3 protein-coding genes are annotated in these 1,747 nt (G+C 63.7%); all 3 read right to left on the reverse strand.

The features are described 5' to 3' along the window. The coding region (locus MOV61_RS29810) for a PmbA/TldA family metallopeptidase (RefSeq protein ID WP_309493884.1) at positions 1-695 on the reverse strand (695 nt) is incomplete at its 3' end. Positions 696-780: 85 nt separating this feature from the next. Then, positions 781-1,269 carry a YcxB family protein gene (locus MOV61_RS29815; protein WP_247139161.1) on the reverse strand — a complete coding sequence of 163 codons (489 nt, stop codon included), beginning with the start codon at positions 1,267-1,269 and terminating at the stop codon, positions 781-783. Positions 1,270-1,296: 27 nt separating this feature from the next. Then, positions 1,297-1,747: invasion associated locus B family protein (locus MOV61_RS29820; RefSeq protein WP_247139162.1), on the reverse strand; the 451-nt coding region annotated here is incomplete at its 5' end.

A 1,747-nucleotide genomic window follows, 5' to 3' on the forward strand; every position in this document is an offset into this window, starting at 1 on the left:
GCGTCGATGGCGGTGAGGTTGACGAGCGCCTGGCGCAGCGCCTCGTCGGCGCCGGTCTGCCAATTGCCTTCCGTGACGAAATCGCCGAAGCCGATGCGGCCGCCGGTGCCGAACGAACCCGATTCTTGCCGGTCGCCGTCACCGACGACGACGGAAATGTTGATGCGGGTCATCGGGCGGATGTCGTGTACCCGGTGGCCATCGGCGCGCAGGATGTCGACCACCTGCCAGCTTGCCGAAACGGTCGCCGTCACCTGCCGCACCTTGTCGTCCTTGGAGCGTAGGTACGCGTCGATCTCGGTGAGCAGCTTGACCTTCTCTTCGAAACTGGGGCTGCCGATCGGGTTCTCGTCGCCGTAATATTTCTTGTTGGTGCGCTGTGGGGCGGCCGCGTAGGAGCCGGAATAACCGGAGGTCACTGCCCGCACCGCATCCGAGGCACGGGACAGCGCTGCGGCGGAAAGCTCGCCCGCATGCGCGTAACCGACCGCTTCGCCGGCGACCGAGCGCAGGCCAAAACCCTGGTCTGTGTTGAACGAACCGCCCTTCAGGCGACCATTGTCGAAGGTCAGCGATTCCGCCTGGGCATGTTCCACGAAAAGCTCGCCGTCATCGGCGCCGGTAAGCGCCTCGGAGAGGATCGAGCGCAGCTTTGTCTCGTCGCAGTCGAAAAGGTTGAGAAGGTCGGTATTCATGGGATGCTCCTTCTGCGCTGCCACTGGAAGACGCGCTCTGTTCCAACCGATGTAGGTCCGGGGAGGGACCGAAGCAAGCCTGTCTTCAGATGGCTTTTGCGCTGAGGAAGGCCTGCACCTCCTGCGGCATGGCCTTTCGCGGCAGGATATTGAAGGCCGATGTGCCGCTGAACAGCATGAACGAAAGCGGCCTTTCCCAGATCTCGGTGACATTGGGCCAGTTGAGCCGGCCGTCGCCGAGGTTGGAGGCGATGCCGAACCCATCCGGATCGATGGTGACTTCGGCGCTGCGATCGGTCATGCGCCTGTAGCGGCCAAAGGCGCTGGCGGAATGCGCGCGCCAGACCACGGCGCTGAAAATCGCCGGGAAACAGGCGACGAGGAACGCCAGCAGCGCGAGGGTGAAGTTGCCCTGGAACAGGAGTACGAGGCCGGCGACGACCACCAGCCCCGCTGCCGCCCACTTCCCCTTCTGCTCGCGCATCGTGCGCTCTATGACGAACACGAGCACCGCATCGCGCACGACCTCGTCGTCGAAATGGACGGGAAAGGTATGGCTGCCGCGAAACTCCATGAACGACCGTTTCTTATTATGACGTGATCACGGAAGTGCGTCGTAACCTTCGCCGAAGCCGGTCAGCTCGATCGGAATACCGACCCGGTCCTGATCGGCGGATTCGCGCAGTGCAAAGACGGCGGCCTTGCCGGCCCGGAGGATGCGCATCAGTTCCTCGTCGATCTCCACTTCCACATAGCAGCCCTCGGAGAAGCAGCGGGTGAAATAGGCGCGGCCGATATTGTTGTTGTCGACATAGAGTTCCATGCCATCCTTCAGGAGCACGCCGAGCGGCGCGAGGATGCGCAGGATGCGCGCCTTGCGGTCGGCGGTCTTCAGTACCACCACCGACAGGCCGACTTCCGGCCGGTCCTCGGCTATGACGTTCTGCATCAGCGCGCATTGGTCGGCGGAAGCGCCGGCCGGGCGGTCGCAGATGATCGACCATGCGCCGTGGTTTTCACGCACATTGCCGGGCGGTTGCGCCTGCTGCCCC

The organism is Neorhizobium sp. BETTINA12A, from assembly GCF_023006485.1.
Lineage (GTDB): Bacteria > Pseudomonadota > Alphaproteobacteria > Rhizobiales > Rhizobiaceae > Neorhizobium.